The 26,101-nt window shown below is 61.6% G+C and carries 22 protein-coding genes and 1 tRNA gene; 14 read left to right on the top strand and 9 right to left on the bottom strand.

Annotated elements, in window-relative coordinates:
* Positions 1 to 40 precede the first annotated feature (40 nt).
* From E4631_RS10305 to E4631_RS10290, 4 genes are all read right to left on the bottom strand, one after another.
* Entirely contained in the window at positions 41 to 1,642 is a 1,602-nt protein-coding gene (locus E4631_RS10305) for a SusD/RagB family nutrient-binding outer membrane lipoprotein (RefSeq protein ID WP_133655493.1), read from the bottom strand.
* 20 nt (positions 1,643 to 1,662) lie between these two features.
* The gene (locus E4631_RS10300; RefSeq protein WP_133655494.1) at positions 1,663 to 4,953 is read right to left on the bottom strand and encodes a SusC/RagA family TonB-linked outer membrane protein; all 3,291 of its coding nucleotides are present in this window, start codon (positions 4,951 to 4,953) and stop codon (positions 1,663 to 1,665) included.
* A gap of 43 nt (positions 4,954 to 4,996) precedes the next feature.
* Positions 4,997 to 5,590 carry a phosphonate degradation HD-domain oxygenase gene (locus tag E4631_RS10295; protein WP_133655495.1) on the bottom strand — a complete coding sequence of 198 codons (594 nt, stop codon included), beginning with the start codon at positions 5,588 to 5,590 and terminating at the stop codon, positions 4,997 to 4,999.
* A gap of 304 nt (positions 5,591 to 5,894) precedes the next feature.
* The gene (locus E4631_RS10290; RefSeq protein WP_166647918.1) at positions 5,895 to 7,163 is read right to left on the bottom strand and encodes an MFS transporter; all 1,269 of its coding nucleotides are present in this window, start codon (positions 7,161 to 7,163) and stop codon (positions 5,895 to 5,897) included.
* A 467-nt stretch (positions 7,164 to 7,630) separates the two neighbouring features.
* Here E4631_RS10290 and E4631_RS10285 point away from each other — a divergent pair, with 467 nt between their 5' ends.
* Positions 7,631 to 8,089 carry a hypothetical protein gene (locus E4631_RS10285; RefSeq protein WP_133655497.1) on the top strand — a complete coding sequence of 153 codons (459 nt, stop codon included), beginning with the start codon at positions 7,631 to 7,633 and terminating at the stop codon, positions 8,087 to 8,089.
* A gap of 185 nt (positions 8,090 to 8,274) precedes the next feature.
* On the opposite strand, the gene E4631_RS10280 is transcribed toward E4631_RS10285, so the two are convergent.
* A tRNA-Asp gene (locus tag E4631_RS10280) sits at positions 8,275 to 8,348 on the bottom strand.
* Positions 8,349 to 8,634: 286 nt separating this feature from the next.
* Here E4631_RS10280 and E4631_RS10275 point away from each other — a divergent pair.
* The 4 genes from E4631_RS10275 (at position 8,635) to E4631_RS10260 (ending at position 12,042) form a co-directional block, all read left to right on the top strand.
* Complete coding sequence (locus E4631_RS10275; protein ID WP_133655498.1) at positions 8,635 to 9,582, top strand: acetyl-CoA carboxylase carboxyltransferase subunit alpha; 948 nt, start codon at positions 8,635 to 8,637, stop codon at positions 9,580 to 9,582.
* An 87-nt stretch (positions 9,583 to 9,669) separates the two neighbouring features.
* Positions 9,670 to 10,518 (top strand): MBL fold metallo-hydrolase, encoded by an 849-nt coding sequence (locus E4631_RS10270; protein WP_133655499.1) that lies wholly within the window; start codon positions 9,670 to 9,672, stop codon positions 10,516 to 10,518.
* Positions 10,519 to 10,559: 41 nt separating this feature from the next.
* Entirely contained in the window at positions 10,560 to 11,369 is an 810-nt protein-coding gene (locus E4631_RS10265; protein ID WP_133655500.1) for a patatin-like phospholipase family protein, read from the top strand.
* A 100-nt stretch (positions 11,370 to 11,469) separates the two neighbouring features.
* Positions 11,470 to 12,042, top strand: coding sequence for a 1-acyl-sn-glycerol-3-phosphate acyltransferase (locus E4631_RS10260; RefSeq protein ID WP_133655501.1), 573 nt, complete (start codon positions 11,470 to 11,472; stop codon positions 12,040 to 12,042).
* Between the two features lie 145 nt (positions 12,043 to 12,187).
* Here the strand turns inward: E4631_RS10260 and E4631_RS10255 are convergent, their stop codons facing one another.
* Complete coding sequence (locus E4631_RS10255) at positions 12,188 to 12,856, bottom strand: DUF4159 domain-containing protein (RefSeq protein ID WP_133655549.1); 669 nt, start codon at positions 12,854 to 12,856, stop codon at positions 12,188 to 12,190.
* 28 nt (positions 12,857 to 12,884) lie between these two features.
* Between E4631_RS10255 and E4631_RS10250 the strand changes: the two genes are divergently transcribed.
* On the top strand, positions 12,885 to 13,598 hold the full coding sequence (locus E4631_RS10250; RefSeq protein ID WP_133655502.1) for a hypothetical protein: 714 nt from the start codon (positions 12,885 to 12,887) through the stop codon (positions 13,596 to 13,598).
* A 24-nt stretch (positions 13,599 to 13,622) separates the two neighbouring features.
* On the opposite strand, the gene E4631_RS10245 is transcribed toward E4631_RS10250, so the two are convergent.
* Positions 13,623 to 14,330: a 16S rRNA (uracil(1498)-N(3))-methyltransferase gene (locus E4631_RS10245; protein WP_133655503.1), complete on the bottom strand. Its 708-nt coding sequence runs from the start codon at positions 14,328 to 14,330 to the stop codon at positions 13,623 to 13,625.
* Positions 14,331 to 14,465: 135 nt separating this feature from the next.
* Between E4631_RS10245 and E4631_RS10240 the strand changes: the two genes are divergently transcribed.
* Positions 14,466 to 14,816 (top strand): hypothetical protein, encoded by a 351-nt coding sequence (locus tag E4631_RS10240; RefSeq protein ID WP_133655504.1) that lies wholly within the window; start codon positions 14,466 to 14,468, stop codon positions 14,814 to 14,816.
* A gap of 24 nt (positions 14,817 to 14,840) precedes the next feature.
* Here the strand turns inward: E4631_RS10240 and E4631_RS10235 are convergent, their stop codons facing one another.
* On the bottom strand, positions 14,841 to 15,254 hold the full coding sequence (locus E4631_RS10235) for a hypothetical protein (RefSeq protein WP_133655505.1): 414 nt from the start codon (positions 15,252 to 15,254) through the stop codon (positions 14,841 to 14,843).
* A 203-nt stretch (positions 15,255 to 15,457) separates the two neighbouring features.
* Between E4631_RS10235 and E4631_RS10230 the strand changes: the two genes are divergently transcribed.
* Positions 15,458 to 16,273, top strand: coding sequence for a M48 family metallopeptidase (locus E4631_RS10230; protein ID WP_133655506.1), 816 nt, complete (start codon positions 15,458 to 15,460; stop codon positions 16,271 to 16,273).
* A gap of 535 nt (positions 16,274 to 16,808) precedes the next feature.
* Here E4631_RS10230 and E4631_RS10225 read toward each other — a convergent pair.
* Positions 16,809 to 17,441: an LON peptidase substrate-binding domain-containing protein gene (locus E4631_RS10225; RefSeq protein ID WP_133655507.1), complete on the bottom strand. Its 633-nt coding sequence runs from the start codon at positions 17,439 to 17,441 to the stop codon at positions 16,809 to 16,811.
* 141 nt (positions 17,442 to 17,582) lie between these two features.
* On the opposite strand from E4631_RS10225, the gene E4631_RS10220 reads away from it, so the two are divergent.
* The 6 genes from E4631_RS10220 to E4631_RS10195 all read left to right on the top strand — a co-directional run bounded on the left by E4631_RS10220 (position 17,583) and on the right by E4631_RS10195 (position 26,068).
* Positions 17,583 to 18,014, top strand: coding sequence for a hypothetical protein (locus E4631_RS10220; RefSeq protein ID WP_133655508.1), 432 nt, complete (start codon positions 17,583 to 17,585; stop codon positions 18,012 to 18,014).
* Positions 18,015 to 18,209: 195 nt separating this feature from the next.
* The gene (locus tag E4631_RS10215) at positions 18,210 to 22,709 is read left to right on the top strand and encodes a CusA/CzcA family heavy metal efflux RND transporter (RefSeq protein ID WP_133655509.1); all 4,500 of its coding nucleotides are present in this window, start codon (positions 18,210 to 18,212) and stop codon (positions 22,707 to 22,709) included.
* A gap of 61 nt (positions 22,710 to 22,770) precedes the next feature.
* Entirely contained in the window at positions 22,771 to 23,979 is a 1,209-nt protein-coding gene (locus tag E4631_RS10210) for an efflux RND transporter periplasmic adaptor subunit (RefSeq protein ID WP_133655510.1), read from the top strand.
* Positions 23,980 to 24,264: 285 nt separating this feature from the next.
* Positions 24,265 to 24,714 (top strand): thioredoxin family protein, encoded by a 450-nt coding sequence (locus tag E4631_RS10205; RefSeq protein ID WP_166647919.1) that lies wholly within the window; start codon positions 24,265 to 24,267, stop codon positions 24,712 to 24,714.
* A gap of 5 nt (positions 24,715 to 24,719) precedes the next feature.
* Positions 24,720 to 25,841: an FAD:protein FMN transferase gene (locus E4631_RS10200; protein WP_133655512.1), complete on the top strand. Its 1,122-nt coding sequence runs from the start codon at positions 24,720 to 24,722 to the stop codon at positions 25,839 to 25,841.
* Positions 25,838 to 26,068: a DUF4266 domain-containing protein gene (locus tag E4631_RS10195; RefSeq protein ID WP_133655513.1), complete on the top strand. Its 231-nt coding sequence runs from the start codon at positions 25,838 to 25,840 to the stop codon at positions 26,066 to 26,068. Before E4631_RS10200 ends, E4631_RS10195 begins: the two co-directional genes overlap by 4 nt.
* Positions 26,069 to 26,101: the final 33 nt, after the last annotated feature.

Raw genomic sequence — 26,101 nt, 5'->3', positions numbered from 1 at the left:
CCCCGGCCGCCAGCCCGCGCCGGCGGCCGGGGGTAGCGGCTTATTTCAGCCCGTACATTACCCCGTTTATATCGTCGTTGCCGCCGTACTGGCTGGCCAGCGCCGCCTGGTAGTTGGCCGTGTTGGCCGTGCGCTCCGACGCCGGGTATTTGAAGCGTAGCGCTATGCGGCCGCCATTGCCGGTGCCCGGCCCGGTGGTGAAGGTGGGCACGCCCGTGCGGCGGTAGTTGTAGTACGCCTCCAGGCCCGAGTGCCGAAACAGGGCCAGGTATTTCTGCTGCAAAATCTGGGTCAGGCCAGTGCCGCCGCCGGCATATTTCACGGCCGGCTGCGCGTAGTACGTAGCGTAGCTGACGGGGATGTTATACGTGTCGTAGTTCGAGGCGGCGGTCACGTCCGTTGAGCCCGGCCGGTAGAAATACGCCGGGTAGGTGCCGCTGGCGGGCAGGTCGTAGAAAGCCATGGAGGCCTGAATGCCGGCCGTGTAATAGGTTTCGGCACTGCTGGGGGCCCAGCCGCGGTTAATACCTTCGGCGATGTTGAAAGCCAGCTCGGGGTAGCCAATCTGGATGGTTGGCTCGCCGGTGAGGGTCGAAAAGTAGCGCTTGCGGTTCAGAAAAGAGTACTGCTGCAAGCCGGCATTCACGTACATCACGCCCAGGTCGAGGCCGGGGTCGGCCCCCACAAACGACGCAAAATCGGTCGGGCTCTGCTTTTTGGTATCAACCAGGCTGCGGGCTGGTTCGCAGGTGGCAAATACGCGCGGGTCCTGCAGGCTGGTGAGCAGGCCCACGTAAGTAGAAGCCATGTTCTTGCGCGAGCCGTCCTGGCCAAAGTTGCGGTTGTTGTTGGGGTAGAAGTTGTTGGTGGCCGCCACGTAGGTATACTGCATGTTGTCGGCCGCGCTGGTCATGAGCGGGTACTTGGTGGGGTTGCCCACAATGGCCGCAAACTGCACGGCCACGTTCAGGTCAGCATCGGCCGTTTTCTTGCTCAGGTTCAGCAGCAGGCGCACGCGCAGGGTGTTCACCACCTTTTGCCACTGCCGCAAATTACCAGCAGGGTAAAGATTCGCATTACTGAAATAGATATCACCTGCGAAGCTCGTGGCACCGTTTGCTATCGCGCTGGCCAGGTCATTATTAGCGCTCTCCAACCATTTGAACGCCTGCACAAACACGGCTTTCTGCGGGTCGTAGCCAGGCGTTAGGTTGCCCAGGCCTTGCAAAGTTTGGGTCAGCGGAATATCACCCATTTCCAGGCTCATGCGGGTGAAGAGGTAGGCCCGGAAGAAGTTGCCCAGCGCCCCATAAACTTTGGGCGCGGGGGCGGCTTCGGTCAGGGCCTGGGCCGTCATCAGGTCTACGTTTTTGAGGGTGGTGTAGTAATCTGCGCCGTTGCTGAAATCGTAGCGGTTGTTGCCGTAGTAGTCGTAGTTGTTGAGGTAGTACTGGTCCCAGGCCTCATACTGGCCGTTGGGGGCCTCGTAGGCACTGTTTAGAACGCCGGTGAAGAGCACCGAGGCGGGCACGGCATTGGGCTTGTTCTCGTTGAGGGTCAGCTCATCGAGGGTTTTGTTGCAGCCGGTAGTGGCCAGGGCGAGGGTTAGGAGCAGCCCGCCGGTGGTGAGGAGATGTTTCATGCGAAGAAGCGGCGAGGCAATTAAAAAGTGGCTTTCAGATTGAGCCCGTAGCTGCGCACGGTGGGCGACTGCAGGCCCGTGACAGAAACGGCGCCGTTGTACTGGTCGAGGTCCACATCCTTGAAGCGCTTGTCGGCGTAGAAATACAGCAGGTTGCGCCCAATCAGCGACACCGATACCTTCTGGATGAACGAGCCGGCCAGCAGCGAGCCGGGCAGCTCGTAGCTGATGATTACCTGGCGCAGCTTGCCGTAGGTTTTGCTCATCAGGTTGGATTCCTGCACGTTGTAGTACTTGCTCACGTAGTCCTGCACAAAGGCCACCTGCGTGTTGGGGCTGTACTGCAAGGCCTCGGGGTTCAGGATTTTGCCGGTCTGCGAGTCGTAGTTGATGCTGGCGCCGTTGTTGATTACTACCCCCTCGCCCACGTACGAGCCCTTGTAGCCAGCCACGCCGTAGTTCTGCCAGTCCTGGTAGCGGGCCGCGCCCAGCGCCCCCTCGGCGGTGAGGGAGTTGCGACCGCCGCGCATGGTTTTGTTGAACATGTAGTCGGTAGTCACGCCACCCACCGCGCCGTCAAACTGAAAGTTCAGCCCCACCGACTTGTAGTGGAAGTCGTTGAAAAAGCTCCAGGTGAAGGTCGAGTTCAGGTTGCCCAGGTTTTGCAGCACCGGGTTGGTGAGGGGCTTGCCGGCCGCGTCGTTGATAATCTGGCCGGCGGCGTTGCGCACGAAGGCCGTGCCGTAGAACTTGTCGGTGCGGTCGCCCTGGGCAAAGAAGGTCTGGTAGAGGCTCTGGCCGGCCGGCAGCTCGTTATACACCTCCTTGTAGGTGGCGTAGTTCACGAGCACGTCCCAGCTAAAGCCGCTGGGCGTGCGCACCGGCGTGCCGGTCAGGCTCACCTCGTAGCCGGTCTTCTTGGTTTTCAGGGCGTTGATGTACTCCGTGGTGAAGCCCGTGGCCGTCGAAATCGTATTGGGCAGGATGCGCGGGCCGTCGATGTATTGGAAGGCGGTGGCGCTCAGGCCCAGGCGGTTTTGCAGAAACTTGATGTCCACGCCTTCCTCGTAGTTCACGCGGGTGGTCGTCTTCAGGTTCTGGGCAAACAGGTTGTCGGAGCCGGAGCCGGCCGCCTGGTTGTTATAAGGCTTGCCAACGGAATAGAACGATTGCAGCGAGTAGTCGGGCCCGTTGTAGGGCGAGGCGTACACGTTGCCGTAGCCCAACGGGTTGTAGAAGAGGGGGTTCGTGCCGGGGCTGTTGGCCAGGGTTTGCCCGCTCAGGGCCGTAATCGAGTTGAACGGGGCCGGCCCGATGGTGGCCGAAGTGGCATCGGCCCGCACGTTGGCGTAGGAGCCGCGCACCTTCAGAAACGAAATGGCCGTGGGCAGGCTGATGTAGTCGGATAGCACGGCCGCCACCGACACGCTGGGGTAGAAATAGGTGGTAGGCGTCTGGAAGGCCGACGACCTATCGACGCGGCCCGTGGCCGACAAGGTGGCATATTTGCCCAGCGCGGCATCGAGCGAGTAGTAGGCGCTCAGCACCCGCATCTGCGAGTTGAAGCTCGTGCTCTGCACCGGGTTGAGCGAGTTGCTGAAGGCGTACACTTCCGGCACGGTCAGGTAGTCGGTCGAGGTCCAGTTCGAGTTGTAGGTCATGTTGCGCACGTTGGCGCCCACCAGGCCACTCAGGCCCAAAAATCTGCCTACCTGGTAGTTGTAGCTCAGAAAGCCCTCGGCGTTGTTGTCGAACAGGTTGCGGCGGTCTTCGCGGTAGTCGCCCAGGTTGCCCTCGCGGCCGTAGGGGTGGGCCGAATACGGCATCTTCTCGGTGCGCAGCAGGCTGTAGGTGCTGATTTGGGTGCGCAGCGTCAGGTTCAGGTGCTCGTCTAGCTTGTAGTTGCCGGTGAGGTAGCCGTAGGTGTCGTTTTTGTAGTGGCCGCGGGTCCACTTCTCCACCATCAGCCAGGGGTTGTGGTAGCGCTGGTACTCAGCAAACACCGACTGCGTGCCCACCTTACCCGGCTGCCAGATGCCCCGGATGTCGGGCGCGTTCACGTCCCAGTCGGCCCCGGTCCACACGGCCGAGCTATAAATCAAGCTGTTGGGGCCGTAGTCTACGTCGGGAAAGTTGTCGGTAAACTGCCGGTTGAAGTTCAGGTTGGCCTCAATCTTGAACCGGGGGGTAGGGTTGAACGAGCCGTAGAGGTTGAAATTGACGATGTTCAGCCCGTTGTTGGGGATGTAGCTATTCTGCGTTTGCTGCGACACCGAGAAGCGCGTGGTGTAGTTGTCGCCGTTGGCGCTCAGCGCAATGTTATTATTGGTCTGAAAGCCCGGCCGCAGGAAATTCTTCAGGTTGTTGGCCCCGCGCGCCACCCAGGGCGTGCCCTGGCGCACCCCGTTCACCACCGGCGAGTCGTACTGCGGAATGAGCTGGCCGTTGAAGTACGGGCCCCACACGTCGTAGTCGCCATCTACGCCGCCCGGCGCGCCGCCCTTGCCATCTACGAAGGTGTAGAACGTGTTTTCGCCCGGCCCGTAGGAGTCCTGCAGGCGCGGAAACGCCAGGAAGCCCGATTGAATGACGTTGCTGCTGTTGAGCTCCACCGTGAAGCCCTTCTTGTTCAGGTTGCCCTTCTTGGTGGTAATCAGAATGGCCCCGTTCTGGGCACGGTTGCCGTAGAGGGCAGCCGCGGCCGGGCCTTTCAGCACGGTGTAGGTTTCGATGTCGTCGGGGCTGATGTTCCAGGTATCGGTATCAATCGGGAAGCCATCCACCACGTAGAGCGACAGCGTGTTGCCGCGCAGCAGCACGTTGGGTGCCCGCAGCAGCTCGGCCGACGGGCCCACGCTCAGGCCGGCCACCTTGCCCGTAAGGCCCGAAATGGGGTTGGGGTCGCGGGCCTGGGTGATAGCCGCGCCGCTCACTTCCTGCACCGCGTAGCCGATTTTGCGGGTTTCCTTTTTCACGCCCAGCGCCGTCACCACCACCTCATCGAGGGCCTTGAGGTCGGTGCGCAGGGCCACCGTCAGCGCGCGCTGCTCGCCCACCGGCACGTCCTGCGTGGTCGAGCCAATCATCCGGAATTCGAGCACCTCGCCGGGCTTGGCCTCGATGTTGAAGCGGCCGTCGCTGCCGGTGGTGGTGCCGCGGGTGGTGCCTTTTACCAGCACCGTCACGCCGGGTAGGGGCTGCTTGGCGTCGTCCGTTACTACCCCACCCAGCGGCGCGCCTTGGGCCAGGCCTAGCCGGGGCGCCATCCCCAGCAGTGCCAGCACGGCTAACTGTTTGTAACTGTTTTTCATAATCAGGAAGAAGGTGAAGGAGAGAAAAATGAATAAGCCGGGGCTAGGCAGCCGGCGGCGCCTGGCTTAGCAAGTGCCGCAGGGCCAGGGCCTGCAGGTGGGCGAGGCTGCCCACGGGCCGCTGCGCCTCCTTAGCCTGCTCGTCCCACTGCCGCAGCTGCAGTATCTGGTCCATATCGGGGTCTTGCTCAAAGGCTTCGGCTTCGGCCGCCGTCATCACGCCGCCCTGAAAAGCGAGGGTAGCCTGGCTGGCGGCCGAGAGCTGCTGCCGGTAGCTGGGGTACCTGTAGGTGAGGTAGCGCTTGGCCTGCACGTGGCTCTCGACCAGCCGGGCCACGCGCGCCGAAAAGCCCCGCGCCCGCAGGTAGTCGGCCCCCAGCTTTTCGTGGTTGACGGCCCCGAAGCCACCCATCGAATCGGCGGCCTCGTCGGGGGCGCACAGGTGGCCCAGGTCGTGAAAGAAGGCAGCCAGCACCACCTCGTCGTCGGCCCCTGCCGCCTCGGCCAGCGCGGCCGCCTGCCACATGTGCTCCAGCTGCGACACCGGCTCGCCGATGTAGTCGGCGTGGCCGCGCGCCTGGTACAGGCCAAACACTTCGGCTACCGCAGCCTGCTGCTTATCAGGTAATAAAGCCATTGAGGGGAAGGTTATAAAAGACAAGGCGCTGCCAGGCCCACGCCAAAACAGGTGCGGGTGCGGGCGGGGCCACTGCCGCCAGGCAGTAGCGCAGAGCTGTGGAGAGCTACCCCAGGTGTAGGGGGGTAGGGGCCAGGTCAGGCGAGGAGAGTAGTGGGGAACGAGCTACTTGGCGCGGGAAAATAGTCCTACTTTATGTTGACAAAGTTCTGGGCAGCCGGCCGCGCGGCAAGTCTCCTTATTTCATCAAATCGTTACCTAATCGCTACCAAATTTTTCATATAGGTAAACAAGCAGCGCCTCCTCACGCCGCCGGCGTGCGGGCCTGCACCGCCGGGCGGCGCTCCTGCGTGCGGTAGAACACCAGGGCCGCGCCAGCCGTAGCCACCGCCAGCGCGGTCAGCGCCAGAAACGCGTGGCCCCAGCCCTGGCGCTCGGCTAGTACGCCCGTGAGCCAGAGCGCGCCCGTGCCGCCCACGTAGCCCACGGCATCGACCAGGCCCGAGGCCGTGGCCGCGCCCTGCCTACCCCCCGCATCGAGCGACATGGCCCCGGCCAGAAACGAGTAGGGCCCCAGCAGCAGCAGCCCCACCAGCGAAATGAGTACCAGCGGCCCCAGGCTGCCGGTGGCGGGCCGCGTCATGGCCAGCAGCACCGGCACCAGCCCCAGGCAGGCAGCTAGGATGAGTGGCCCGCGCTGCCCCCGTAGCCAGGCGTCGGAGAGGTAGCCCGCCCCCAGTATCGACACCATCCCGAACACGGAGTACAGCGCACTGTATTCCGAGGCCGCGCTTTCCGACAAGTGCGCCGCCTGGACTAGGTAAGTAGGCACCCAAAAGCTGAACGCCTCGCGCAGCGCCGTGAGGCCAAACGAGAGCACCAGCATCAGCAAAAAAGCCGGGCTGCGGAAGTAGGGCCGCAGCAGCGTGCCCAGCGAAGCCGGCTGGCTTTCGGCTGCGTCGGCGCCGGCAAACAGGCCCACCGGGCTGGCCTCCGGCACCGGCAGCCCCACCTCGGCCGGGCTGCTGCGCAGGCCAAACCAGTTGAGCAGCGCTACCGCCGCCAGCGTGGCCGCCGCCACCATAAACAAGCCGCGCCAGCCCACGCCCAGCGCTAGCAGCTGCCCCAGCGCCAGCTTGGCCACGATGTCGCCCACCAGGTAGCTCAGGCTCAGCAGCCCCATAATGCGGCCGTAGGTGCGGTACGAAAACCAGTTGGCCGTAATCTTCACCAGCCCGGCCCAGCCCATAGACTGCACCAGCCGGTTGGCGGCCCACGCGGCAAAAAAAATCCCTACCCCCTGTCCCAGCCCGAAAACCACCGTAGCGGCCACGGCGCCCACCATCCCGAGCAGGAAAATCTTCTTACCCCCCAGAAAGTCGCCTAGCACGCCGTTCACCACTTTGCCCGCTGCATAAAACAGCACGCCCACGGAGGCAATCTGCCCCAGCACTTCCTTGTTGAGGCCCCGGCTGCCAAACTCGCGCAATAGCAGCGGCGCGGCCACCGCCAGGTTGGAGCGGCAGAGGTAATACGCGCTGTAGCCCACGAATAGGCTAACTGTGGTGCGCACTTGCCAGCGCTTTAGTGCACTCGCAGACTGGGTAGCAAACATAACCGGGCCTCTGGCATACGTAGCCGCCGCCGCTCATTCAGGCCGAATGCTAAGCGCCGCACCTGCTGCTGCCTCCTTAAAACAGCAGGATTTGCGCTGCAAAGTTGCGGGCGACAAAGGAGCTCAATGTTGCGCCCCCGTTATCATTTGTTGACAATTTAAAGACATCAGTTTCCTATAAGGCAACAGTGGTAGTGAGCGCTTTTACTGCTGAGCTGTGAGCGTTTAATTTTTGCTTCCAGCCAGTCCGGTAAAGGGCAGAGGTCACCCGGTTAACCCATTTTGGGAAAATAGTAATTATTTTCTCCATGTATGTTGCAAGCGGCCTCACTTAAAAAATGCCAGTAGCCTTGGCCTACTCTTATGTAGTAACCGGCGGCCCAAGTGGATGCGGGGAAAAACCAGTTGCTCCCACCGTAGGGACCATGGAGACGACTATCCTGCCCGCTGGGCAGGTAACGGCCGTCCTGACGACTGCTGCCAGCGGCCAGATGTACTCCGTGGCACCAGATGCGAACACGAAAACGTTTTGGTTCACCACGTTGCCAGCGGTCATCTACGTGCTATCCACCACCACGACAACGGTTTACAAAACGCCCGTGCCCGTACAAGTTGCCGTAACGGCGGGAGCCACTACAGCCCCGCAGCTCTCCCCCCTTACCCAGGACTGTACCCTACGGGGCGTGGGCGGGCAGGAATACCCGTTTGCTTCCTATACTTATACGCCTGGCCAGGATATGTGGAAGTATTTTAAGCCCTATACCGGAGGTGCTACGGGAAAAGGGACGATTACGCGCCACGATACAAAGGCCTTTGCGATTGCCGGCACGTTTGAATTTGAAGCGCAGCCATTCAGCACCCCAACGGGTGCACCGGAACGGTAAGACTCACGCAGGGCAGCTTCCCCCTAACGTATTAAAGGATGCAGGTGGTGGCTCCCATGCATAAGTATCCTGATAGGGTAGGGGAAAAGCCGCCACCAGCCTTAGCATCCTACTGCGCTTCTATTCCTATTAAATCGAAAAGGCCCTTCTTGCTACCAAGAAGGGCCTTTTCGATTTAACGGTTGCGGTCTGGACGGGACTCGAACCCGCGACCTCCGCCGTGACAGGGCGGCATTCTAACCAACTGAACTACCAAACCGTTTACCAAGCCGGAGAGCGATGTGCTTTTCCGTTTTGGTGATACAAAGGTAGGGCAATAAAATCGGCGTATGCAAACATGGGGCCGATTTTTCTTGCTTACCGAGGGCAAACGAGAGCTTGCACGTTGTTTCTCAAGCTGAAAAATTTTCGTAAAGCGGGCTGCTGGGTTTGGGTTTACCTTTGTCGCCCGGCTTTTGAGAGGGGGTAGGGGCGCTATAAATCGCCTTCACCTTTTTCAAATACGGCCTTTTTATTCCCAAAACCAGGAATTCCCTCCCTGAATTATGCTGCTTGATTTTGAACAACCCATTGCCGCCTTGGAAGGCAAGCTGCAAGAAATGCAGAAGCTGGCCGCCGATAGCGAGGTGGACGTAACGGAGGCGGTGACGGCCCTGGAGGCCAAAATCAATTCCCTCAAGAAAGAAACTTACGCCAACCTCACCCGCTGGCAGCGCGTGCAGCTGTCGCGCCACCCCGAGCGGCCTTATACCCTCGACTACATTCAGGGCATGGCCGAGAAGTTTGTGGAGCTGCACGGCGACCGCACCGTGGCCGACGACAAGGCGATGGTGGGTGGCTTTGGCGAGATTGACGGCCAACCAGTCATGTTTATTGGCCAGCAAAAGGGCCACAACACCAAGCAGCGTCAGTTTCGCAACTTTGGGATGCCCAACCCCGAGGGCTACCGCAAGGCGCTGCGCCTGATGAAGCTGGCCGAGAAGTTCAACGTGCCCATCGTGACGCTCATTGACACGCCCGGCGCATTTCCGGGCCTGGAGGCCGAGGAGCGGGGGCAGGGCGAGGCCATTGCCCGCAATCTCAAGGAGATGTTTATGCTGAAGGTGCCTGTTGTCTGCGTCATCATTGGCGAAGGCGCGAGTGGCGGCGCGCTGGGCATCGCTATCGGCGACCGGGTGCTGATGCTTGAGAATACCTGGTACTCCGTTATTTCGCCCGAGTCGTGCAGCAGTATTCTGTGGCGCTCGTGGGACTACAAGGAGCAGGCTGCCGAGGCGCTCAAGCTGACCGCGACCGACATGAAGGGCGCGGGCCTCATCGACGGCATCATTCAGGAGCCGCTCGGGGGCGCGCACACCGATGCGCCGCGCATGATTGAGACGCTGAAACAGACGCTGCTCGCTACGCTTAAAGAGCTTGCCGCCATGCCGGCCGAAGAGCGCATTTCGCAGCGCATCGACAAGTTCTCGGCCATGGGGGTAGTGGTGGAATAAGTAAGGGACTGTTAGCTTTTAGCGGCTGGCTATTAGCTTTTTGCAGAAGAAGCTACCAGCCAGCCGCTAAAAGCTAATACCTTACCAATGAGACTGCATTCGATTGATACCGGCTTATTTAAGCTCGATGGCGGGGCCATGTTTGGGGTAGTGCCCCGGAGCATGTGGCAAAAGCTGAACCCGCCTGATGCCAACAATATGTGCACCTGGGCCATGCGCTGCCTGCTGGTGGAAGACGGCAACCGGCTGGTGCTCGTGGACAACGGCATTGGCGAGAAGCAGGACGAGAAATTCCGGGGGCATTTTTACCTGCACGGCGACGATACGCTGGAGAAGTCGCTCCGCCAACTGGGCTTTAGCAGCTCCGATATCACGGACGTTTTTCTTACCCACCTGCACTTCGACCACTGCGGCGGGTCGGTGCAGCGGCGGCCCGACGGCGCCCTGCAAACGGCCTTTGCCAATGCTACCTACTGGAGCAACGAGGCGCACTGGGACTGGGCTACCCACCCCAACCCGCGCGAAAAGGCCAGCTTCCTGCGCGAGAATATTCTGCCCATTCAGGAGAGCGGGCAGCTCCGGTTTGTGGACCCGGCCCAGGGCGTGCCCGCCGCCCTACCCCAGTTCAGCGACTTGCTGTTTGCCGATGGCCACACCGAGAAGATGATGGTGCCAGTGCTGCAGTACAAGGGTCGCACCCTGGCCTACATGGCCGACCTACTGCCCAGTGTGGCGCACTTGCCGCTGCCCTACGTGATGAGCTACGATGTGCGGCCGCTCATCACGCTCAGCGAAAAAGAAGCGGTGCTGCGCCGCGCTGCCGAGGAAAACTGGGTGCTCCTGCTGGAGCACGACCCCCTGCACGAGGCCTGCACCGTGCAGCTGACCGACAAGGGTGTGCGCCTGGACCAGACCCTGCGCATCAGCGACCTGTAGGGGGGTAGGGCCCCGCATAGTTGAAAACAGGACGAACCGAAATGACTATTTCTGCAGAGCCGACAGCTACTCCTACCCCAGCCGCTACGCTCAGCCTGGCCCTGTCGGGCGGCGGCGCGCGGGGCATTGCGCACCTGGGCGTGCTGGCGGCGCTCGATGAGCTGCAATTGCCGGTGGGCGCGCTGTCGGGGGCTAGCTCGGGCGCTATCGCGGCCACGTTTTACGCGGCGGGCTTTACCCCGCGTGAAGTGTTAAAGCTGTTGCAGGCCACGAGCATTCCGCGGCTCACGCGGCCGCTGTTTGGGCGCAATGGGCTGCTGGGCCTGGAGGCCGTGGAGCAGCTGCTGGCCCGGCACCTGGGGGCGGCGCTGCGCTTCGAAGACCTGCGCCTACCCCTCACGCTGGTGGCCACCGACCTGGAAGCGGGCGAGTCGGTGTATTTCAGCCAGGGACCGCTGCTGCCGCCGCTGCTGGCGTCGTCGGCGGTGCCCATCGTGTACCGGCCGGTCGAGTACCAGGGGCGGCGCCTGGTGGATGGCGGCCTGCTCAACAACCTGCCCGTGGAGCCGCTGCTGACGCTCGGGGCGCCCATCGTGGGGGTGCACTGCAACCCCATCAACCGCGAGGCCAAGCTCCCTACCCTGCGCCGCGTGATGGAGCGCACGCTGCAGCTGGCCCTCAGCGCCAACACCACGGCCCGCAAGGCCCAGTGCACGCTGCTGCTGGAGCCACCGCAGCTGCAACAGTATCGCCCGCTCGATTTTCGCAAGGCTAGCGAGCTGTTCGAGATTGGCTACCGGCACACGCTGGAGCAGGCCGCCGCGCTACGGGCATTAGTGACGAATGACTAGCGACAAGTGGCGAATGCCGTTCCGGGTGTCAAACGGCATGCGTCACTTGTCATTCGTCACTACCTACTAGCTTTGGGGTTATAAAATCTGCTTTGCATACATGGCCGCCCGCAAAACCTCTACTTTCTGGTATTACATCGCAAAAGCCATCTTTGGCGTAACCGGCTGGCGGCAAACCGGCCAGGTGCCACCCGAAATCAAAAAGTGCATGATGATTGCGGCCCCGCACACCAGCAACTGGGATATCATCATGGCCCGCGCCGCGTTCTACATCATGGACGTGGACGTGCGCTTCACGGTGAAGAGCGAGTGGACCGAAAACCCGCTGCTGGGCTGGCTGGTGAAGGCCATCGGGGCGCTGCCCGTCAACCGCAGCCGCAACAACAGCCTCGTCGATGGCATGGTCAAGCTCTTCGACCAGTACCAGGAGCTGGTTATCCTCATCACGCCCGAAGGCACCCGCGCCTACCAGCCCAAGTGGCGCAAGGGCTTTTACTACGCCGCTGTGGAGGCCAAGGTGCCCATCCTGCTGGGCTTCCTCGACTATAAGAACAAAGAAGCGGGGGTAGGGCCAGTATTTTGGCCCACTGGTGATTACGAAAAAGACCTCGAAGAAATCAAAGCCTACTACCGCACCAAAACCGGCCGCTTCCCGGCGCAGGGCGTGCGATAGCCTCAGGTAGTTGAATGAAAAAAAGAACGGTCATGCTGAGCTTGTCGAAGCATCTCTACTGCGTAACTAACTTCTAACGTCAGAAATTACTTGCGCGGTAGAGATGCTTCGACAAGCGGACGCCAGATGAGCATGACCTTTTTTATTAATCCTGCGTGAGGGCATACGCCACCAGGTTGGCGCCCATGCGCAGCGCAGCGTCGTGCACGGCAGGCTTGTCTTCGGGGTAGGTGCCCACGTCTTCCCAGCCATTGCCGAGGTCGCACTCGTAGGTGTAAAAGCACACCAGGCGGCCTTTGTAGACCAGGCCGAAGCCTTGCGGGCGCTTGCCGTCGTGCTCGTGTACTTTGGGTAAACCCCTGGGGAATTGATACTTCTCGTGGTAGATGGGATGCGAGAAAGGCAGCTCCACAAACTCCAGCTCGGGGAACACCTTCTTCATCTCGGGCCGGATAAATTTATCGAGCCCGTAGTTGTCATCGATGTGCAGAAAGCCGCCGCCGATGAGGTAGCGGCGCAGGTTCTGGGCCTCGGTGCTGCTGAAGCTCACGTTGCCGTGGCCCGTCATGTGCACGAAGGGGTAGGAGAGCAGCTCGGGCGAGTCGAGCTCCACGGTGGCCTCGTCGGGCGCAATGTTGGTGTGCAGCGTCTGGTTGCAGAAGCTGATGAGGTTGGGTAGGCTCGTTTTGTTGGCGTACCAGTCGCCCCCGCCGCCGTAGTGCAGCTTGGCCAGCTGGAAGCTGGGCGCCACCGGGGGGGTAGCCGCCGTGGTGGTGAGTAGGAGGGTAGCAGCGAAGAGGATATTTTTGAGCATTATATTCATTACTTACCCCTGATTAGCAGTGAAACAGACGTTACGCAGTTTACTATTCTTAAGTGGATTTTGCCTTCTAAGTTGTTCTCATGAGCAGGTAGACCGGACAGCGGAAGACCAAACAACACTGTATAAACGAGCTCGTTCGCAGTCAGTAAAAGACTTTTGGGGTTGGTTTCAGCGTAAAAAACAACTTTTCGAAACGATGGATGATAGTACGCGAGATGAGCGCCTCAATATGGTGCTGGAGCATCTGCATCTTGTAAGTGAAGGTTTAGCTATCGAGGTGTCAAAAGAGTTTCATGGAGTGCGTGATATAATTATTTCAGCTGATGGGGATAAGAATAAATCCCTTATAGTTAAAGAGATAGTTTCAGAAGCCCCTAAAATTCCTGGCTGGACAGTGACGGCATTTAGACAAAAGGCCAAAGACGAATTCCTATTAAGATACCGACATCTGGAATTTGACCCTGCCAAAATGTTCTTTCATTCAGTTGTTAGCCACGATTCATTAGACATAATTGTATACTCCGATAGTATCAAGTATAAAAATCAGGACGAGGTTATAAAGTATGGCTTAATTACTATGGATAACGTGCTAGGGGAGTGTGTTGCGACTTTAAAAGTTAGAACATTCGACTTTCGAGATATAAGTGATGCCGAAAATAAAGACGAGTTACAGAAAATGAATAAATTACCAGAATTTGTAGATAGTTTTTATGCTAAAAACCACTCTAAATGATAATTGAGTTAGTAACTCATCTCTCTACAACGCCCGCACTACCTGCGCCGTGAACACGGCCGCGAGCGCCGCCGTTTCGGTGCGCAGCCGCGACTCGCCCAACGTGACGGGCCGGATGCCGCGTTCCAAGGCCAGCGCAATCTCGGCGGGGGAGAAGTCGCCCTCGGGGCCGATGAGCACGCAGCAGCGCGGCGCGGCCCCGATAACCTGGGCCAGGGCAGTGCGCTCGCCGGCTTCGAGGTGGGCGATGAAGGTAGTAGCGGGCGTAATTTCTTGAATAAACTTGGGGAAATCAATCAGCTCGTCGAGCTGGGGTAGGTAGGCCTGGCCCGACTGCTTGAGGGCGCTGATGGCTATTTTCTCCAGGCGCTCCAGCTTCAGCTCGCGGCGCTCGGAGTGGGCGCAGCGCAGAAACGTGAGGCGCTCGATGCCGACTTCCACGGCTTTTTCGACCAGCCACTCCATGCGGTCGAGATTTTTAGTGGGGGCCACGGCCACGTGGGTGTAGGTGGCGCGGGGCGCAATAACTTCCTGGCTGGCAATGTGCAGCGCGCAGCGCTTGGGGTTGGCATCGGCCACGGTGGCGGCATACACGGTGCCGCGGCCGTCCACGAGCGTGACGGGCGCGCCGGGGGGTAGGCGCAGTACGCGCACGGCATGCTTGCTTTCTTCTTCGGAGAGCGTGTAGGTGGGCTGGCCGGGCAGCAGGTCGGGGGCGAAGCAGGTAAGCATGGCAAAAAATAAGCGGGCCACGAAGGTAGCAGCCACCGCTAGGCGCAACTAAACGGAACTATTGCGCGTGGGAGCGTAGTTTGCGTCGTGGCTGGTAAAATTCCAAGGCCGGACTGCACATTACCTATATCCTGTATGCCCACCGCTGCTTACTTACTTTTGCCGCTGGCTTTTTTGCTGACTACCGTAGGCCACGCGCAAACCGTGTCGCCCCAGACCGTAACGGAAGAAACGCGCGAGATGACCACGCGCCTGCGCCTCAATGAAGGCCAATACGTCAGGCTGTTATCGCTGAACCGCACGCGGCTGAGCCGGCAGCGCGAAATTGAGCGCGCCACCCCCACCGATATGGCGGCCCGCAACAGCCAGCTGGCCGAGCTGCAAGACCAGTACGAGCTGGAATGCGGCCGCATTATGTCGCCCACGCAGCTCAGCCAGCTGCAGCAGGTCGAAAATCCCGGCAGCACGGCCGTCGGCAACGGCTAAAGTGTATAGTCCTCGCCAGCGCGTTTAGGGGAGGGGTAGGGGGTCCGACTGTACTTCCGTAACGGTGCCCAGTGGCCCAAAGTGGATGCTCAGGCGCGGAGTGGCCGCGTGCGGATGCCGGGGCCCACACTGCGCGCCCGGCACCAGGTAGTAGTGATATACTTTTTCGGTTTGGGCCAGCAGCTCTTCCTCGTCGGGGCGGCCGAGCACGGCCGTCACATCGTTGGCCCGCGCTTCGTAGAGGCGCGAGCGGGCCGCCAGAATAGGGGGTAGGAGCGCCGCCCGCTGGCCGGCGCAGGCATAGCGGTCGGCGCGCCAGGCGGCGGCCTGAAGGCCCGGAATGTCGGGCAGCGCATGGCCACAGCCGGCCAGCGCCAGCAGGCCCGCCAGCGAAAGTTGCCGATAGGAGGCCGGGCTGCGAAAAAAAGAGAAAATCATAGCGTACTAGGGCGAGTTGCCCGGCCGCGCGGCGCTTGCCCCGTGGCCAGTGGCAGCGAAGCTAGGGCCAAAAGCCGGCTTCAACGCCCAGTGGTGGGGTAGGCGGCATAACCTACCTGGCAGCGGTCCGTTACAGGGCGTTGGAATAAGCCGAGCTACTCCTCATTCTTCTCCTTCTCTCACACACCTTATTCTCACTTCTCATGCGACTAAATCTTCGCGTTATCATTGGCCTTGTTATCGCAGTGGTCACGCTTCTGGGCTATTTTTTTAATACCTCGACCAACCCCGTGACCGGCGAGAAGCAGCACGTCAACATGAGCGCTCAGCAGGAAATTGCCCTTGGCGTGCAGGCTGCCCCCGAAATGGAGCAGCAGTATGGCGGCGAAAGCAGCGACCCGCGCGCCACCGCCGCCGTGCAGCAAGTGGGCCAGCAAATCGTAAAGGCCAACAACCTCGACCAGAAAACCCAGTACCAATACCGCTTTCACCTGCTGGCTGATGACCAGACTATCAACGCCTTTGCCCTGCCCGGCGGCCAGGTGTTCATCACCCAGGGCCTGCTCAAAAATCTGACTACCGAAGGCCAGCTGGCCGGCGTGCTGGCCCACGAGATTGGCCACGTGGTGGCCCGGCACTCGGCCGAGCAGGTGGCCCAAAGCCAGCTGACCCAGGGCCTGACCGGCGCCGCCGCCATTGCGGCCTACGACCCCAACAGCCCCGGCAGCAGCGTTGCCCGTGCCGCCGCCGCCGCCATGATTGCCAAGCTCGTGACCCTGCGCTTTAGCCGCAACGACGAGCTGGAGGCCGATAAGTTTGCCGTGAAATTTACCCCGGCCGCGGGCTACAACCCCACTTCCATGATTAACGTGATGCAGATGCTTGATAAGGAGGGGGGTAGCGGCGGCCAGCCCGAGTTTCTAAGCACCCACCCTAACCCCGGCAACCGGATTGAGGAGCTGCAAAGTGATATTAAGCAAGTATATCCGCAGGGTATGCCCGCCGGCCTGAAGCAATAGCGCTGGCTTGGCCCACCGGCGGAAATAGTTGTGCCTGTACTCGCCGAAATGACATTTTCTGTCACCAGCCTCGCGTGCGGCATAGAGAAGTCGGTAGCTATACTTCAAGTTCATAAGAAAGCCCCGCTGGAACTCAGCGGGGCTTTCTTATGAACTTGAAGTATGAGTCAATAATACTGTGACACTAAATAGTTTATGTTAAAAAATAGGCTGCCAGCTGAGCATGACGGCCTTTTCCAGCAAACCCAGGTTGCGAGGCATGCTCCCCGGTCCGCCGGCGCGAGCCGGCTGACCGGTTGTCGTGGCGTGGGCCGCATCTGTCAACGACAACCGGTCGGCCGGCTCGCGCCGGCGGACCGGCCAGGCGGGCCCTCCAGCTAAAACTTTCCCCCGCAGCGAGCTGGTCTGCAACTTGGGTTAGCAAGCTACTTTGCAGTGGGTGTTTGAAGTAATTATAGTAAATATATAATTACTAATTTTTTACCTGTTTGGCTGGCCAGTGCCGGGAGCCAGACGAAGCCAATCCGCCTACCCCCTAAAACTGCGGCGGCTGCAAGTGTTTGAAGTGCCCGTTCTGGCGCACGCGCTCCTTGAGGCGCTCGGCCTCCAGCACGGCAGGTAGCAGGCGCTCCAGGTGCTCGCGCACCATTTCCTGGCGCTCCTGCTCGGCGGTGGTGCCCAGCAGTTGGTACTCCTGCTCGGTGCTGAGGCCGATGTGGTGGGCCACGTCAAAAATCCGAAACTGGGGGTCTAGCTCCAGCAGCAGCTTGCGTAGGCCCAGCGCCTCGTAGAGCTGGCGCACCTGCCCGGCTATTACCTGGCGCAGCATCGGGTCGGGCTCCTCATCCTGCACCACGTCTTCGACCTGGCCAGCGGCGTAGAGCTTGCCCGGTGCCTGGCGAAAAAACTTCTGCACCCGAAAAATGCTCAAGGCCTGCGTTTTAATGTCCATCTCGCCGCCGGTGTGCGTTTTCTCCACGCTTAGCAGGCGCATCTCGGTGCCCAGCTCCTGCACCGCGTTGTCGAGGTAGGGGGTAATGCCGAAGGTCAGGCCCTCGGTAAAGCAATCGCGCACCAGCTCACGGTAGCGGGGCTCGAAAATGTGCAGGTTTAGTTTCTCACCCGGAAAAGCCACCAGGTTGAGCGGAAACAAGGGAAGTAGGCGCATAGTAGCGCAAGAATAAGCCCGTGGGCCAAATGTTTTGCGATAGGCGCTTTGCCTTGGGCCGCTCAACCGGCTAACTCTTAAATTACCCTTAATTTTGGGGAATTCGCGGCTTCTAAAAAAACCTTCCCTACCCCCCGCCGTTTGGGAAATGAAGATATGAAAGCGGTGGTATCCCTTTTTCTGGCCTGCCTGATGCTGGTCGGCAGCCTCATTCCGCAGAACGACCTGTCGGAAATGGGTAAGCTGCCGCAGCTGCTGGAGCACTACCGCTTCCACCACTCGGTGGCGGGCGGCGGCTTGTCGGTGGGCGAATTTTTGGTTGAGCACTACGGCTCGGGCACCAAAGAGCACTTTGGCTGCACGTTCTCGCCCCGGCATCAGCAAGACCACCAGGGCCTGCCGCTGCACGGCCGCCACGCGTGCAGCAGCCACGTAGCCTTCTTGCTGCTGGCGCCTACCCCCCTGCGCGGGCGGCAAGCCGCCGCCCCGCTGGCCCGCGCCTACCGGCCGGCCACCCACGCCCTTTATCAGGATGAGCTGGCCCCGGCGCTGCTCCAGCCGCCCCGAGCCTAAGTTGCGCGCTGCCCCAGGGGGTGGTGTGCGTGGTTGCTACCATTGGTAGCGCCACCCGCCAGACCAGCCAGGAGTTTGGTTGGCAATAAGTTATCAGTATGGTTTTGAGGAAATTATCCTTGCTTGCGCCTAGGCGTCGGCAAGGGGGTAGGCGAGTTACGCTGCTCCAGTCTTCAGGCCCCATTCTTTTGTGTTATGCTTGAAAAAATTATTGCGGCCAGCGTTCGCAACAAGCTCTTGGTGGGCTTGCTGCTGCTGGCGCTGATAGCCTGGGGCGGCTTTTCGGCGGTGAATATTCCGCTCGACGCCATCCCCGACGTCACCAACAACCAAGTGCAGGTCATTACCCAAAGCGATGCGCTGGCGGCCCAGGAGGTCGAGCAGCTCATCACCATTCCGCTCGAATTGCAGCTGCGCACGGTGCCCGGCGTCACGGAAATCCGGTCTATCTCGCGCTTCGGACTCTCGGTGATTACCGTCGTTTTTCCCGACGACATGACCACCTACCAGACCCGGCAGCTGGTGTCGGAAAAGCTGAAAGCCGCCGGGGCCGACCTGGCCGCCGGGGCCGGCACGCCCAGCATGGCGCCCATTACCACCGGCCTGGGCGAAATTTACCAGTACAGCATTCGGGTGCTGCCGGGCTACGAAAAGCAGTTTTCGCTGGCCAAGCTGCGCGACGTGCAAGACTGGATAGTGAAGCGCCGCCTGGCCGGCGTGGAGGGCATCGTGGACGTGAGCAGCTTTGGCGGCTACCTGCGCCAGTACGAGGTGGCCGTGGACCCCGCCCGCCTGGCCTCCAACGGCGTGACGATGGCCGAGCTCTACCAGGCTCTGCAGGACAACAATGCCAATACCGGCGGCGCCTACATTGAGCGCGGCCCCAACGCCTACTTCATCCGGGGCGAGGGTAGGGCTAGCTCGCTCGACGACCTCGGGGCCACCGTTATCAAGCAAGCCGCTACCGGCGTGCCGCTGCTGGTGCGCGACGTGGCTACCCCCCGCATGGGCCACGCCGTGCGCTACGGCGCCATGACCCGCAACGGGGAAGGCGAAACCGTGGGCGCCGTGGTGCTGATGCTAAAGGGCGCCAGCTCGGAGCAAACCATCAAAAACGTAAAAACGCGGGTGGCTGAAATCCAGAAAACGCTTCCCAAGGGCCTGGTCATTACGCCGTTTCTAGACCGCACCAAGCTCATCGACAAGGCCATTGCCACCGTGGAGCACAACCTCATCGAAGGCGGCGTGATTGTGCTGGCGGTGCTGCTGCTGCTGCTCGGCAACTGGCGCGCCGCCATGGTGGTCGCCTTCATGATACCACTGTGCATGCTCTTTGCGCTGGGCATGATGAGCATCTTCGGCGTGTCGGCTAACCTGATGAGCCTCGGGGCGTTGGACTTTGGATTGATTGTGGACGGGGCCGTGATTATCGTGGAGGCCGTCATCTTCCACATCGTGCATCAGCGCGACCAGGCCGCCCACGAAACCATGGACGACATGACCGAAAGCGCCGCCACGCGCCTCATGTCGTCGGCCCTGTTTGGGCAGCTCATCATCCTCATCGTGTACCTTCCCATCCTGTCGCTGACTGGCATCGAGGGCAAGATGTTCCGGCCCATGGCCCTCACGGTGAGCTTCGCCATCATCGGGGCCATGATTATGTGCCTCACGTTTGTGCCGGCCGCCACGGCCTGGGCGCTCAAGAAGGATATTAAGGAGGAAGGCACTATTGCCTACCGCATCATGAAGTTTCTGCACCGCGGCTACGACCCCATCATTCGGGCGGCGCTCAACCTGCGGTGGGTAGTGGTGGGCACGGCGGTGGCGCTGCTGGTGCTGGCCGGCTTCATATTCTCCAAGATGGGCGGCGAGTTTATTCCGCAGCTCGACGAGGGCGACATTGCCCTGAACGTGACGCTCTCGCCCGGCTCGTCGCTGAGCCAGACCATTGCCACCAACCTGCGCATTCAAAAGATTTTGAAGGCGAAGTTTCCTGAAATCGAGCAGATTGTGGGCAAAAGCGGCACCTCCGAAATCCCGACCGACCCGATGTCGCTGGAAGACAGCGACGAGATGGTCATTCTCAAAGACCACAGTGAGTGGACTTCGGCCGACACCCGCGAGGAGCTGGCCAACAAGATGCAGGCCGCGCTGGCTGGCATTCCGGGCGTGAGCATGGAGTTTCAGCAGCCCATTCAGATGCGGTTTAACGAGCTGATTTCGGGCGTGAAATCGGACGTGAGCATCAAGATTTACGGCGACGACTTGGAGGTGCTCTACGAGAAGGCCAACGACGCCGCCGCGCTTATCCGCCCGCTGGCGGGGGTAGGCGACCTCAAGGTGGAGCAAATCGCGGCCCTGCCGCAGATGCGCGTGACCTACAATCGCCAGAAGCTGGCCCAGTACGGCCTCAAGGTGAGCGACTTGAATACCATTCTGCGTACGTCCTTCGCCGGTGAGGTGGCCGGGCAGGTGTACGAAGGCGAGCGCCGCTACGACCTCGTGATGCGCCTCGACAGCACCCACCGGGCGGGCCTCACCAACCTGCAAGACCTGTACGTGGACACGCCCGGCGGCCAGAAAATTCCGCTCGATGAGGTGGCCACGGTGGCGTATAAAAACGCGCCCATCCAGATTTCCAGGGATGATGCCCGCCGCCGCATCAACATCGGCATCAACGTGCGCGGGCGCGACGTGCAGAGCCTGGTGCAGGAAATTCAGGGCAAGCTCAACAATGGTCTTAAGCTGCCGCCCGGCTACACCATTACGTATGGCGGGCAGTTTGAGAACCTGAACCACGCCATTGAGCGCCTGAAAGTGGCCGTGCCGGTGTCGCTGCTGCTGATTTTCCTGCTGCTCTACCTCTCGTTCCGGTCGGTGAAGCAGGCGCTGCTCATTTTCACGGGCGTGCCGCTGGCTACCATCGGCGGCATTATTGCGCTGTGGGCGCGCGGCATGCCGTTCAGCATTTCGGCGGGGGTAGGGTTTATCGCGCTCTTCGGCGTGGCGGTGCTGAATGGCATCGTGCTGCTGGCCAGCCTCAACGAGCTGGCCGCCGAGGGCGTGAAGTCGGTGCGCGACCGCGTGCTGCGCGCCACGGAGGAGCGTTTCCGGCCGGTTATTCTCACGGCCAGCGTGGCCTCGCTGGGCTTCCTGCCGATGGCTTTGAGCACGTCGGCCGGCGCGGAGGTGCAGAAGCCGCTGGCCACGGTCGTGATTGGTGGCCTGATTTCGGCCACGCTGCTCACGCTGGTGGTGCTGCCGGTGCTCTACCTGCTCTTCACCAAAGACGGTGAGCCCAACCCCCGCGATGCCGCCAAGGCCCAGGAAGATGCCAAGCACGCCGCTGAGAAAGGGGAGCAGCCCGGCCAAAACCAGGACGCTAAGCCGGCCGAAAATGCGGACCAGCCCAAAGACCAGGACCCCGCCAAAAGGCCCGCGCCCGCCGTGGCTACGGCCGTGCTGCTGCTGGCGCTGCTGGGGGGGGTAGGGCGCCCGGCGCTGGCCCAGAACACGCTCAACTCCACGGCCGGCCAATCGATGAATCTAAGCCAGTCACTGCAAGCGGCGGGCCTCCAGAACCAGTCGCTCCAAAATGCCGGCCTGCAAACCCAGCAGCAGCGGGCGCTCATCCGCACCGGCCTGGAGCCGCCGCGCACGGTGGTGGACTTTCAGCTGGGCCAGATATCGAGTAACCTAACCGACCACACGTTCAACATCATTCAGCAAACTGCTTTTCCGGGGGTGTATATCGCGCAGCGCAAGCTATTGCAAGGCCAGAGCGTGACGGCCGAGCAGCAGGCGGCCGTGAGCCGGCGCAATCTGGTGCAGACTATCCGCTCGGGCTACTATGGCCTGCTCGTGACCTACCGCCGGGTGGCGCTGCTGCGCCGACAAGACAGCCTGTATCGCCGCGCCGCCCACGCCGCCCTCATCCGCTACAAAGTGGGCGAAACCAACCGCCTGGAGCAGGTAGCTGCCGAGGCCCGCGCCCGCGAGCTCGAAAACCGCCTGCTCACCACGCTCTCCGACCTGGAGGTGCAGCGCGAGCAGCTGGGCCAGCTGCTGGGCCGCCCTACCCCCGCCGCCATCGACACTACCGACGCGCTCATTGCCCCGCTCGCGGCCGCCGACACGGCCGCCCTCTCGCCCGAGAGCAACCCCACTTTGGGTCTGCTGCGCCAGCAAATTGCCGTGAGCCAGCTGCAAGTGCGCGTGGAGCAGCTGCGCCGCCTGCCCGACCTGCGCGCCGGCTACTTCCAGCAAACGCTGCGGCCCGAGTTTAGCGCCCTGCACGTGGGACAGCTGGGGCTAGCCATTCCGCTACTGGGCCAGGCCGGGCGGGCGCGAGTGACGGCCGCCCGCCTCGGCGAGCAAGTGGCCCAGGGCCAGCTGAGCTACGCTACCAGCCAGCTCAGTACCCAGCTTAGCACGCTGCGCCGCCAGCTGCGGCGGGCGGCGGCCTCGCTTGCTTATTACCAGAAAACGGCCCTGCCCCAGGCCCGCCTCATCCTCGACACGGCCGAAAAAAGCTTCCGCGCCGGCGACATCGACTACGTGACCTACGTGGTGAATACCGACCCGGCCTGGCAAATCCAAAGCAACTACCTCGACCAGGCCCAGCGCTACAACGATTTGGTGGTGAGTATTCAGGCACTTATCGGCACGGATATGCCGCAGGGCCCGGCCAAGTAAACGGCCCGTGCGCGCGGCCCGCGCTGGCCCCTCTTTTCTTTCGATTCGACTTTCTCTTCTAATGTCTTTCAACCTCAATTTATACGCTATTGCGGGCGCCCTGGCCCTACTCACCGCCTGCGGCTCGAAAGGCGGCGATGACGCCAAAAAAGACGATTCTGCCGGTGGCAAGGAAGGCCAGGCCGCCGCGCCTACCCCCCCCGCCAACCCCGACCAGGTGATGGTGAGCCCCGCCCAGGAAAAAGCCGCCGGCATCACCCTCGGCACCTTCGAGCGGCAAAACATGACCACCGAAGTGCAGGCCAACGGCTCGGTGGAGGTGCCGCCCCAAAACCGCGTGTCCGTGACGGCCGTGCTGGGTGGCTACGTGCAAACCGTGCTGGTGCTGCCCGGCGAGCACGTGCGGGCCGGCGCTACGCTGGCTACCCTGCGCTCGCCCGAGTACCTGACCTTGCAGCAGAGCTACCTCCAAAGCAAGGCCAAAGTACGCTTTCTGGCCGAGGACCTGGAGCGCCAGCGCATCCTGGATGTGGAGGACGTGGGCGCCAAGCGCAAGCTACAAATGGCCCGCGCCGACTACGCCACCGAGCAAGCCGCCCTGCGCGCCACCGCCGCCCAGCTGCGGCTGCTCGGCATTTCGGTGGCTCACCTCGACGCCACGGGCCAGATTGTGAGCAGCGTGCCGCTTACTACCCCCATCGCGGGCTACGTGAAGGTCGTCAACATCAATCCCGGCCAGTACGTGAACCCCCAGGACGTGCTGGTGGAAGTGCTCAACCGCGACGATTTGCACCTGGAATTGAAGGTGTTTGAAAAGGACGTGGCCCAGGTGAAGGTGGGCCAGAAAATCCTGTTTAAGATACAAAACGCCGGCCGCGACGAGGAGCTGACGGCCCGCGTATTCTTAGTAGGCAAGGCCTTCGACGACGACGCCCGCACCGTGCGGGTGCACGCCCACCTCGAGCCCGAGCGCACCGACCTGCTACCCGGCCAGTATGTGGCCGCCCGCATCCAGACGGCTGGCGCGCGGGTGCGCACCCTGCCCGAGGCTGCCCTCATTCAGGCAGGCGAGCTCAGCTATATCTTCCAGCGCGTGGGCCAGGATTCGGGCCGCTCCATATTTCGGCGGGTGAAGGTGCACGCCAGCCAGCCCCAGCACGGCGACGTGGCCGTGACCGTGCTCGGCCAGTTGCCCGACACTACCAGGCTGGTGCGCCGGGGCGCCTACTTTCTCGATGCCGAGCTGCGCAAAGGCGAAGGCGGCGACTAGGGCCAAAACGCGGGGGTAGGGCCAGCCTGCACAGCAGCGGCTCGCCCTTATACCCCAGCCGAAGAGCCGCCTTAAGCAAACTTTAAGGCAAAAACCGGGCTCTCATGCAATTACATTGGCCAGTATTCTCGTTTAATTCCTGGCCCCCCAACTAGTCGGCCGCTCCTGCACTGGCTACTGGCCGGCTAAGCAGTAAAAATAGAGATGGCTCGGCGTAGGGGTAACGGCCCCTGTTTGTATCTTCTCACTAGCCGGCCTTGCGCTGGCTGCCTCGCTCCCTTTTCTATGCGTTATCTATTGCTGGCCGGCCTGGCCTTTTCTTCCGCCTCGGTTGCGGCCCAAACTGCCCCTGCCTGGACTAATTCGCTGCCCGCCGCTCTGCAGCAGGCTAAAACCAGCCAAAAGCCGGTACTGGCCGTGTTTTCGGGTTCCGACTGGTGCAAGCCCTGCATGATGCTCAAGCAGGAAGTATTTGACCAGCCCGAGTTTGCGCAGTACGCCAAGGACAAGTTTGTGCTGGCGCGCTTCGACTTTCCGCGCAACAAGAAAAACCGCCTCGACCCCGCCCAGACCAAGCTCAACGAAGATGCCGCCGCCAAGCTCAACCAGGAGGGCGCGTTTCCGGCCGTGGTGTTGCTCTCGCCCGAGGGCAAAATCCTGGCGCGCACCGGCTACCGCCCCGGCGGTGCCACCGCCTACGATACCTATTTGGAGCAATTGCTCGCTAAGAAATAACGCCCATGCCCAGTCTGCCGACGTTGTGGAGTAGGAGGGGGGTAGGGCGGCTGGCCGCCGGCTTGCTGGTGTGCGCCCGCCTGCTGGCCCACGGCCAGGCGCCCACCGTGGCCACGGCCCACAAGGCCCGCGCCTACACCCGCGAGGCCCACCTGATGGGCTCGCACTTCACCTTCACGGCCGTGTCAAGCGATGACTCGCTGGCCTGGCGGGCCGTGCGCGCCGGCCTGCGCGAAACCCAGCGCATCGACCACCTGTTTTCCTACTGGGATTCGACTTCGCAAGTAGTGAAAGTCAACCGCCTGGCGGGCATCCGGCCGGTAGTAGTAGACAAGGAAGTGTACGACCTTATCGAGCGCACGCTTCGGATTTCGCAGCTCAGCGGCGGCGCGTTTGATATCACGTTTGCCAGCAGCGACAAGATTTATCACTTCGATAAAACGGCCCACGCCCGCCTGCCCGACTCGGCCACGGTGCGCAATTCCATCCGGCGCATTGGCTGGCAGAAGGTGAAGCTCGACCCGGCCACGCACTCCGTCTATCTGCCTGAGAAAGGCATGCGCATCAACCTGGCCGGCATTCTGCAAGGCTACGGCGTGCGGCGGGCCCAGGAAATCATGAAAAAGATGGGCATCGCGGGCGGCCTTATTAATGGCTCGGGCGACGTGTATTGCTGGGGCAAGCAGCCCGACGGCGCGGCCTGGCGCATTGCCATCGGCGACCCGGCCCGGCCGCACACCGTGTCGTCGTGGCTGACGGTCAGCGATATGGCCGTGGTCACGGCTGGCAACTACGAGCAGTACTTCACGGTGGCCGGCAAATACTACGGCCACATCATCAACCCGCACACCGGCTACCCGGCCACCGGGCTGCGCTCGGTCACCATCATTTGCCCCGATGTGGAGCTGGCCGATGCCCTCGACGACGCCGTATTCGTGCTGGGCGCCGAGCAGGGCCTGGCCCTGATAAACCGCCTCAAAGGTGTGGATGCCACCGTGATAACTGACGAAGGCCAGACCTTAGTGTCGCGCGGCATGCAGCTCAACGCCTACTACAGCGCCGCGCAAGCGGGCCCTACCCCCGCCGCGGCGACTCAAAACAAAACGTCCTCCCAACCCAAGCCATGAAGAATTTTCCTTTCCGCCCGGCCCTGTTGGGCCTGCTGCTGGCGGGCAGCGCCCTGCTGCCGAGCTGCGTATCGGTGGCCGCCTACCAAAAAGCCTATATCAACGACGAGGATATGAAGCTGGCCGCCCGCAAAGTCGAGACTTCGGAAGTCAACTTCGAGAGCTACCGCGAAGGCGCGGGCGGCGCCAACGGCGGCAAAGTAGGCGGTGGCTGCGGCTGCAATTGAATTGTGTTATCAGTGCGCCGCTTGTCATTGCGA

Origin of the sequence: Hymenobacter sp. UV11, assembly GCF_004684095.1 — a bacterium.
GTDB lineage: Bacteria > Bacteroidota > Bacteroidia > Cytophagales > Hymenobacteraceae > Hymenobacter.
This window is presented reverse-complemented; position numbering and strand designations above follow the sequence as displayed.

What these genes read in the sequence shown, in the direction of transcription:
- E4631_RS10305 (WP_133655493.1), bottom strand. Translation starts at nt 1,642, where the DNA reads ATGAAACATCTCCTCACCACCGGCGGGCTGCTCCTAACCCTCGCCCTG.
- E4631_RS10300 (WP_133655494.1), bottom strand. Translation starts at nt 4,953, where the DNA reads ATGAAAAACAGTTACAAACAGTTAGCCGTGCTGGCACTGCTGGGGATG.
- E4631_RS10295 (WP_133655495.1), bottom strand. Translation starts at nt 5,590, where the DNA reads ATGGCTTTATTACCTGATAAGCAGCAGGCTGCGGTAGCCGAAGTGTTT.
- E4631_RS10285 (WP_133655497.1), top strand. Translation starts at nt 7,631, where the DNA reads ATGGAGACGACTATCCTGCCCGCTGGGCAGGTAACGGCCGTCCTGACG.
- E4631_RS10275 (WP_133655498.1), top strand. Translation starts at nt 8,635, where the DNA reads ATGCTGCTTGATTTTGAACAACCCATTGCCGCCTTGGAAGGCAAGCTG.
- E4631_RS10270 (WP_133655499.1), top strand. Translation starts at nt 9,670, where the DNA reads ATGAGACTGCATTCGATTGATACCGGCTTATTTAAGCTCGATGGCGGG.
- E4631_RS10265 (WP_133655500.1), top strand. Translation starts at nt 10,560, where the DNA reads ATGACTATTTCTGCAGAGCCGACAGCTACTCCTACCCCAGCCGCTACG.
- E4631_RS10260 (WP_133655501.1), top strand. Translation starts at nt 11,470, where the DNA reads ATGGCCGCCCGCAAAACCTCTACTTTCTGGTATTACATCGCAAAAGCC.
- E4631_RS10255 (WP_133655549.1), bottom strand. Translation starts at nt 12,856, where the DNA reads ATGCTCAAAAATATCCTCTTCGCTGCTACCCTCCTACTCACCACCACG.
- E4631_RS10245 (WP_133655503.1), bottom strand. Translation starts at nt 14,330, where the DNA reads ATGCTTACCTGCTTCGCCCCCGACCTGCTGCCCGGCCAGCCCACCTAC.
- E4631_RS10240 (WP_133655504.1), top strand. Translation starts at nt 14,466, where the DNA reads ATGCCCACCGCTGCTTACTTACTTTTGCCGCTGGCTTTTTTGCTGACT.
- E4631_RS10235 (WP_133655505.1), bottom strand. Translation starts at nt 15,254, where the DNA reads ATGATTTTCTCTTTTTTTCGCAGCCCGGCCTCCTATCGGCAACTTTCG.
- E4631_RS10230 (WP_133655506.1), top strand. Translation starts at nt 15,458, where the DNA reads ATGCGACTAAATCTTCGCGTTATCATTGGCCTTGTTATCGCAGTGGTC.
- E4631_RS10225 (WP_133655507.1), bottom strand. Translation starts at nt 17,441, where the DNA reads ATGCGCCTACTTCCCTTGTTTCCGCTCAACCTGGTGGCTTTTCCGGGT.
- E4631_RS10215 (WP_133655509.1), top strand. Translation starts at nt 18,210, where the DNA reads ATGCTTGAAAAAATTATTGCGGCCAGCGTTCGCAACAAGCTCTTGGTG.
- E4631_RS10210 (WP_133655510.1), top strand. Translation starts at nt 22,771, where the DNA reads ATGTCTTTCAACCTCAATTTATACGCTATTGCGGGCGCCCTGGCCCTA.
- E4631_RS10205 (WP_166647919.1), top strand. Translation starts at nt 24,265, where the DNA reads ATGCGTTATCTATTGCTGGCCGGCCTGGCCTTTTCTTCCGCCTCGGTT.
- E4631_RS10200 (WP_133655512.1), top strand. Translation starts at nt 24,720, where the DNA reads ATGCCCAGTCTGCCGACGTTGTGGAGTAGGAGGGGGGTAGGGCGGCTG.
- E4631_RS10195 (WP_133655513.1), top strand. Translation starts at nt 25,838, where the DNA reads ATGAAGAATTTTCCTTTCCGCCCGGCCCTGTTGGGCCTGCTGCTGGCG.